Raw genomic sequence first — 7,591 nt, forward strand, 5'->3', positions numbered from 1 at the left:
ACGATAAAGCTCATACGGCGTAGCGATTGAAAGTGCGAGCGGACCGGACGCGGGCCATAATCCGAGCAGATGTTTCGACGAGAAACAGCAAGAAAGCGACCAAAACTAGGTCCATGAAAACGGTGGAGCTTAATGCAAATGTGTCGTAGACGCCATGTGTGGCTGCTGGTATCACGTACGCCAGCCATTTCGACTTACCCTCGAATTTCGCCTTTGCGAACCAATAACCCATGATGATGGCGAACATGAGGTGTGCGGGTACAGCGGTAACGGATCGGACGATGGCCGTCATCAGTCCCGAACTCGTGACATACATGACGTTTTCGACGGTTGCGAAGCCAAGGCCGACGGCTGCAGCGTAGACGATACAGTCCACGGGCCCGCGCACCAGTCGACTTTGATAAACTGTGCGGTCAAAAATGGATGCCTTCAAGAACTCCTCAATCATGCCTGCGACAAAAAATGCAGTAATCAGTCGGCCTTCAATTCCGCCACTCGCAAATCCGCGTGAGCCCATCATCAGGCGCTCGATGACACCTGCAGGAAAGACGATGGCGGCCCCTAGAATGAAGAGGCGGAATACTTGCCGCTTCGGTTCGGGGTGAAGTTGGTCCCGTGTGTACATGAACACGAGTAGAAGCAGTCCAGGAATTACGGCTAGCGCCACATAGAACATAAGCGTACCTCGTTTATGGTAGATTTCTCGAACACCTATAGTGTGCGCAAGGGGGATTCGATTATGTTAGCTGGAGATTTGCGTTCGCTAAATCAGGTCTTGCGGGAGCCAGTGGAATACACGTTGGAACTGGCTGAGTTGACACAGCCGCTAAACGCTTGGATTGGCGCGCGAGTACATATTGCACATACTGGGGTCAAGCGTTGTGTCGCCTGTGGCCGCCAGGTCAACAAATTGTTTCAAAACGGGTATTGTTTTCCCTGTGTCCGCAGTTTGGCGGAGTGTGACTTGTGTATCGTCAAGCCACATGAGTGCCATTTTCACTTAGGAACTTGTCGAGATGAGTCTTGGGCACAAGATCATTGTATGATTCCACATTACGTCTACTTGGCGTGGAGCAGTGGCTATAAAGTTGGCTTGACCCGTAAGGGTAGAGAACTCAAGCGCTGGATGGATCAAGGCGCTACCGAGGCGATGGTCATTGCTGAGGTCCCGACTCGCCGGATTGCCGGGGAACTGGAAATGGAGATTGCAAAATATATGGCAGACAAGACGGATTGGCGCAAAATGCTGCGGGAGGATACCGTGCCCGATAGATCCTTAAAGGAAGTGCTGCTCGATGTCTTGGACAAGCTCAATCCGGATTATCATCAGTATTTAGTCGAAGAGAAATGGATGCCGCAGACTATCCACTACCCTCGGACGCCCGAGTTCACGGTTAACCTCAAGTCCATGAACCTCGACAAAAGTCCAGAAGTAATGGGCACATTACGAGGCATCAAAGGACAGTATTTGCTGTTTGACGAAGGGGTGCTCAATATCAAGAAATATGCCGGTTATCATGTGGAGATTTCAGCAAACGTTCCCGTTGAGGCTTAACCTGTGACTTGAAGCATGCGCCGCTGGTCGCCTGGGCAAACTACCCCCGCAAAGGGGGATGAAGGATGTCGTGGGTATATGAGGCGCGGTTGTACGATTCAAAGTCTGTGGCATCCTATGTGGCCATGTGTGTTCGTGACGACCATCTTCTCACAGGCGCCAGCGATTTAAAGGTTCAGGTATATCGGACCAAAAAAGGAAATTATGGCGTTCGGTATCGCAAATCCGACGCTGTGGAATAGGTATTGGCGGATTCCAACGGCATGCCTCACACCATGCGCGACGACGGAATACACTGTACAACGTTCAACCGGATGACAGTGTGTTGGTGGTCATGTAGGGGGTGATGGCGTTGGTGAAAAAACCTCAAACGAGTGCGCGAACCAAACGTGCGTCCACCGGTACGGGACTACCGAACTTCGTAGCACTTGTTCAACGCTATAAAAAAGCCGTAATGGGTATCGAAGTGGTTCAGACGATGCCAGTGCGCGGGTTCGGATCACGGCCGCTCTTGCCGTGGGACAGAAGCCAGCCTCGGTCAGGGCGCCCCGCGATGAATATCGGAACAGGGTTTGTCTTTCATCCGAAGGGATATATTCTTACCAACGAACACGTTGTGAGCGACGGGGATAGGATTATGTTGCGCGTCTTTGGCAAAAAAGAGCCAGTTGAGGCCCAGGTAGTTGGCCGCAATCGCACGCACGATATCGCCGTGTTGCGCGCAGACATTCCAGTTCCGTCGCCAATTCTACGAATTGGCCAGAGCAAAGATGTGCATGTCGGCGAATGGGTGTTGGCGATTGGTTCGCCTTTGGGACTTGATAATACCGTGACCGTTGGCATTGTGAGCGCGAAAAATCGACCGCTGCAGATTGGCGACAGGGACTATCCAAACTTGATTCAAACCGATGCAGCTATCAACCGTGGGAACAGCGGCGGGCCGCTGATCAATCTGCGCGGTGAAGTGGTTGGCATGAATACGGCTGTTTCGCAGAGCTCCCAGGGAATTGGCTTCGCGATTAGCGCGGATATCCTGAAAAAAGAAGTTGACCAAATTCTGAAGCATGTCACCTAAGGCGAGCATCATCAGATAAAACGTTTCCAAATCGCTTAAGCCTTGTTCAACGATATGGTACAGTGAGGAATGAGGCAAGCGGACGGCGAGTCCGCTACACCATCAAGTGTTTTAAAGGGGTATGTGAATTGGTGGAGCGTGAAGGAATCGTTCAATACAGTGCAGACGAGTTAAAAGCGATTTTGGCTGAGGGCAGTGCTGTCGTGATCGACGTGCGTACCCCTGAGGAATATGAGGAGGGACATATTCCGGGGGTACCATTGAAACCCATGCAAGAAGTGGGCGAGTGGATGCGGGAATTGTCACCTGACCAACGGTACGTATTTGTCTGTCGCAGTGGAGCCCGCTCGCAGCGTGTGGCTCAATTTTTAAAGGCCAATGGGTTTGAAGACGTCGCTAATTATGACGGCGGCATGCTCGCCTGGGATGGAGAGTTGTCTTCGAAATAACGCCGCAGGAAAAACAATTGTCGCGGATTTGTTCGATAGCACAACTCCAACACGGCTTCGGTGCTTAGTTCATCGAGGCCTATTTTTTCGTCGATTTCAGCCGTGACATCGCGCAGCCGGACGCTGGCACCACGCTCGACAACCGCGTCGGATAGTAGTTCATCCCAAGAGTGGCGGGACACGACCCGTCGCAAGAAGTTGTGGCGGGCGCTTTCTGAGAATACTCGAAATTGGCCTGTCCGATATGTGATTAGCACACCTGCTGGTGTGAAGATGTAATCTCCTGCCTCTTCGACACTGATTTCCATAATACGTGTGATTTCTGGCATATAGACCCTCCTATGAATGCTTCCACTGTACGTCATCAGGGGGGCGGTCGCAAGTAACGATAGACGCTCGCCCATCCGCTTTCTCGCGTATAGGCATACGATGGCGGGAAAGTGAGGTGCGGGGTGTTGAAGTATCACGATATGTTGGCTCGGCTTGGTATCGCGCACGCGCATCCGGGTGGCGGTTCAGTGTCCGAGATGTGGATGAATGCAATCAATCTCCCGGACGGGGCTCGCGTGCTCGACGTTGGTTGTGGCAACGGTGCCACGGCGTGCGCGTTGGCGCGTCGCTGGAATTGTCAAGTCACTGCGCTCGATATCCGCGCGAAGATGCTCGAAAATACGATGGTTAAGGCGCGGCGGGAAGGGGTCTCGATTCACGCCGTATTGGCGTCCGCTGAGGAACTCCCCTTTCCCGATGAATCGTTTGATTTTATTGTGTGTGAGTCGATTCTCGTTTTTGTTCGGCTGCACAAAGCGCTTTCGGAGATTCGGCGCGTCTTAAAACCGGAGGGTCAAGTCGTTGATGTGGAAATGATGACGCTGCGTCCGGTAACGCCGGAGTGGCGCGCGGAGGTACACAATCTCTATGGTGTACAGCAGGTGTTGGATTTAGCGGGGTGGCGAGGAGCATTTCGGATGGCTGGCTTCGACTGTAAGGTATTGCGATCCGGCACAATCCAATCCCTTCCCATCACAGATGGGCAAAGGGATGAGGGGGCAGGACAGCTAGATGCACTGCGCGACCCGCAAATCTTACAGCTGATTGAAGCGAATGGTCGTTGGATTGAGGAAAATCAGCAGACGATGGGGTATGGCGTATTTTTGTTGACCTCGCCAAGAAAGAGAACATAAAGCGGACGATTCCAGGGGATAGTATCGACTGACACCGGAATCGGCACGCAAGCGATGATTGAGGTATGTGTTGTGCAAGTACTGTGCGAGATGACGATGATGCAGCCGGTAGGAAGGCTGGTATAGCCTTGTACAAAATGGCGAACGGATGTCGACCATCAAGTTTTATGCTGCGGAGGAACTCGTACACGATGTCGTTTCACGATGTCGCGCTGCGGATGGCAGACACCGCAACGAGCGCGATGTCGACGCATGGCACATCCTTTTCATCGATTGCGATGCGCGAATGGGTGTTTACATGCCGGCGGCGATTAGCCGCCGGTCGATTTGTGTTAGAGGCGTATCAAAAATTAATCTCTCCGAGGGCGAATGGTTTGAACTGAAGATAATCAGCGCTCACCAATTGATAACGTGTACCGTTGCGTGTTCCGTTAAACGCGAATCGGTGACTTGCACCGTGTAGGTGACCGTACACGCACAATTGGACGCCGTACGATTCGAGTACCTGCGTAAACACAGTCTCTTCACCGTCGCCGCCTGTCGGGGGATAATGTAACATGCAGACAATCGGGTGGTTGTGTTTAACGGCGTGATCGAGTGAGAGTTTCAGTCGATGAATCTCACGTTGCAAAATGTGTTCATCTTCTTCGCTAAAGTTAGGGTGGTTAGGGAGAACCCATCCGCGCGTACCCGCTATAGTTAGACCGTCCAATGGCAAACTATCATTTTGAATTGCGTACATATCTTTAAGTAAAATTCCTCGAACTTTTCCGATTCCGCTCCACCAGTAATCGTGATTGCCACGAATCATCACTTTCTTGCCTGGGAGCTCGCTTACCCACTGCAAATCTGGCGCGGCTTCGTCAAGCGTCATCGCCCATGAGATGTCGCCCGGAATCAGCACGGTGTCGCTGGGGGATATCGTCGCTGTCCAGTGCTGCTGGATTTGTTCGGTGTGGTTGGTCCATGTGTCACCAAATACGTCCATTGGTTTATTGACTGTCGTGGCAAGATGAAGGTCACCGATTGCGTATAAGGCCATGTTCTGGAAGCCCTCCTCTGCGTGCCCATGATACCATGGAGAGCCACTGTTGTTCGAGTTGCATTGACAAAACAATTCGATTTCACACGATAGATAATGGTGTTATGGCACGCTTCGTGAGATGCTATGCGCCAAGGAGCTGGGGGACGATGGGTGATTGGACAGCTGAACAACAAGCCATTATTGAGGAACCGCTGTGTTCAACGGTCGTTATCGCCGCACCGGGCAGCGGGAAGACATCGGTTTTGACGGAGCGAATTGTTCATGTTGTGCGCCGCGACAACATTGCCCCAAACAGGATTTTGGCAGTAACTTTTACGCGCCAGGCTGCGGCACATATGCGGCGTAAGTTAGCCTTGCATCCGGCATTGTCATTTCGTTCCACCGAGTCGCTGCGGATTGGTACCTTTCATGCGCAAATTTTTCGGGCAATGCTCGAAGTTCGCCCGGACATTCCCGTGTTGCTGAATACGCGGGAGCAATTTGCCTACATGGCTTCAGCTTTCGCTCGCGTGGTCGGCGCGGCAGAAGGGATATCGCGCTGGGCAGTCACGGAGTTGCTGACGGAGTACTCGTGGCTGCTGGGGCGTGGTCAGGTATCGCCTTCACGTAGACTCAAAAGAATCTTTCATACGTACGCGCGACTGAAAAAGAAGCACAATCGGTGGGACTACGATGATATCCTTCTGGCTGCTGCAAATGCGATTGATCAGGGAACCCGTCTTCCGTTTTTTGAAAGACTGGAATATTTGTTAGTCGACGAGTTTCAGGATACCAATACGGTACAGTGGGTATTGGTAGAAGGAATTCACCGCCGCTACCATTTACCCGTGTTTGTCGTGGGTGACGATGACCAATCCGTCTATGGGTTTCGGGGCGCGTCTCCTGACTTTTTACAGCGGGCGTCCACGTCTCTTCAAGGCGCTCGACAGATGCTTTTAACGAGAAATTTCCGCTCTGATCAACGTATCGTTCACCACGCCGAGCAATTGATCTTACATGTTCGTCGGCGCATCGATAAACCTTTACACGCCGTGTCCTCCGTCCCTGGGTTCGTACGGATAGTGGAGGTCGAGGACGAGCAGAAGGAAGCTCATCTGGTGACCCTGCTCATTTCGCAGCTACTGAAGGCCTGTCCTGAGAAGTCAATCGGCGTGTTGGCCCGCACGCGTCGGCAATTGACTCAGGTGTGGTCGCTGCTGCAGCTTGAAGCACAGACGTTTGATCATAAAGGCGCTATTGCGGATAGTGATCATCGTGGGGCCTCCCTTGTTCAGTTCCGAACGTTTCACGATAGTAAGGGGAAGGAGTGGGATGTCGTCATCTTGCTCGATCTCGTCGGGACATCTGTCACCTGCCCGCATATAAGGGTGCAAGAAACATTATCTCGGAGGACAAATCGATCAGGGTCTGCTGATTTTGCCAACGATGTAAACTTTGTGGATGAACTGGCTGACGATGAACGGCGCTTGCTGTATGTCGCGATGACGCGGGCGAAGTCTGCGTTAATTGGATTTGTCCCTACTCGCCTTGGCGGGCGTCGTGTCAGGATGACACCATTTCTCACGGAGGCGCAACTAGAATTGGTGCCGGTTGATTTGGCTAGGCTGACTGCGGACGTGTTCGATAGCTTATTGGTGCACGAGGATGAGGAGAGGGGTTCGTGATTGACGATACTTGTAAAACGTGATACAATGTTTAACGCCGTTTGCAACGTCGACACTAGGATTTTCAAGTCTACGCTGTAGCGGTCACTGGGTCGGTGAACTTTACCAGTGACAACGAACGTCAGTTCGTGATATTGTACTTAGGCTGCTTCGACAGAAGCGGCACTTGCTCGAAAGAATCACGTCATCTGATTCCGCGTTATGCTTCGCTGAATCCGCGTTCGTGGGGCTTTCATAGCAGGTTTGGTTCCTTGAAAACTGAACACACACGCCTAAAAGTTTCGGTCGACGTGACCTTGGTCACAGCGACGATGGAAACACAAGTAACAACGCCATTTTTTGAGAGTTTGATCCTGGCTCAGGACGAACGCTGGCGGCGTGCCTAATACATGCAAGTCGAGCGAGCCCTTTTGGGCGAGCGGCGGACGGGTGAGTAACACGTGGGCAATCTGCCTTTCAGACTGGAATAACACTCGGAAACGGGTGCTAATGCCGGATAATACACGGGTAGGCATCTAGCTGTGTTGAAAGATGCAACAGCATCGCTGAGAGAGGAGCCCGCGGCGCATTAGCTAGTTGGTGGGGTAACGGCTCACCAAGGCGACGATGCGTAGCCGAC

Annotated in this window: 9 protein-coding genes and 1 rRNA gene; 7 read left to right on the forward strand and 3 right to left on the reverse strand. The window is 52.3% G+C overall.

Annotated features, from left to right (window positions below; translation table 11 throughout):
- Nucleotides 1–10 precede the first annotated feature (10 nt).
- On the reverse strand, nt 11–676 hold the full coding sequence (locus J3482_RS02370) for a PrsW family glutamic-type intramembrane protease (protein WP_146822540.1): 666 nt from the start codon (nt 674–676) through the stop codon (nt 11–13).
- A 63-nt stretch (nt 677–739) separates the two neighbouring features.
- On the opposite strand from J3482_RS02370, the gene J3482_RS02375 reads away from it, so the two are divergent.
- The 4 genes from J3482_RS02375 (at nt 740) to J3482_RS02390 (ending at nt 3,079) form a co-directional block, all read left to right on the forward strand.
- A complete protein-coding gene (locus J3482_RS02375; RefSeq protein WP_206915382.1) occupies nt 740–1,555 on the forward strand; it encodes a DUF2797 domain-containing protein in 816 nt (271 codons plus the stop codon).
- Nucleotides 1,556–1,620: 65 nt separating this feature from the next.
- The gene (locus J3482_RS02380) at nt 1,621–1,797 is read left to right on the forward strand and encodes a hypothetical protein (protein WP_188332213.1); all 177 of its coding nucleotides are present in this window, start codon (nt 1,621–1,623) and stop codon (nt 1,795–1,797) included.
- Nucleotides 1,798–1,910: 113 nt separating this feature from the next.
- On the forward strand, nt 1,911–2,630 hold the full coding sequence (locus tag J3482_RS02385) for a S1C family serine protease (protein WP_223204123.1): 720 nt from the start codon (nt 1,911–1,913) through the stop codon (nt 2,628–2,630).
- 131 nt (nt 2,631–2,761) lie between these two features.
- The gene (locus J3482_RS02390) at nt 2,762–3,079 is read left to right on the forward strand and encodes a rhodanese-like domain-containing protein (RefSeq protein WP_321198833.1); all 318 of its coding nucleotides are present in this window, start codon (nt 2,762–2,764) and stop codon (nt 3,077–3,079) included.
- Here J3482_RS02390 and J3482_RS02395 read toward each other — a convergent pair.
- Entirely contained in the window at nt 3,031–3,408 is a 378-nt protein-coding gene (locus J3482_RS02395) for a hypothetical protein (protein ID WP_146822536.1), read from the reverse strand. The genes J3482_RS02390 and J3482_RS02395 overlap by 49 nt on opposite strands.
- 126 nt (nt 3,409–3,534) lie before the next feature.
- Here J3482_RS02395 and J3482_RS02400 point away from each other — a divergent pair, with 126 nt between their 5' ends.
- On the forward strand, nt 3,535–4,263 hold the full coding sequence (locus tag J3482_RS02400; RefSeq protein WP_146822535.1) for a class I SAM-dependent methyltransferase: 729 nt from the start codon (nt 3,535–3,537) through the stop codon (nt 4,261–4,263).
- Nucleotides 4,264–4,606: 343 nt separating this feature from the next.
- On the opposite strand, the gene J3482_RS02405 is transcribed toward J3482_RS02400, so the two are convergent.
- Nucleotides 4,607–5,305: a metallophosphoesterase gene (locus J3482_RS02405; protein ID WP_146822534.1), complete on the reverse strand. Its 699-nt coding sequence runs from the start codon at nt 5,303–5,305 to the stop codon at nt 4,607–4,609.
- 149 nt (nt 5,306–5,454) lie between these two features.
- Between J3482_RS02405 and J3482_RS02410 the strand changes: the two genes are divergently transcribed.
- Both J3482_RS02410 and J3482_RS02415 read left to right on the forward strand, forming a co-directional pair.
- The gene (locus J3482_RS02410) at nt 5,455–6,972 is read left to right on the forward strand and encodes a UvrD-helicase domain-containing protein (RefSeq protein ID WP_206921993.1); all 1,518 of its coding nucleotides are present in this window, start codon (nt 5,455–5,457) and stop codon (nt 6,970–6,972) included.
- 335 nt (nt 6,973–7,307) lie between these two features.
- A 16S ribosomal RNA gene (locus tag J3482_RS02415) occupies nt 7,308–7,591 on the forward strand; the annotation flags it as partial.

This window comes from Alicyclobacillus suci, assembly GCF_017329615.1.
GTDB lineage: Bacteria > Bacillota > Bacilli > Alicyclobacillales > Alicyclobacillaceae > Alicyclobacillus > Alicyclobacillus suci.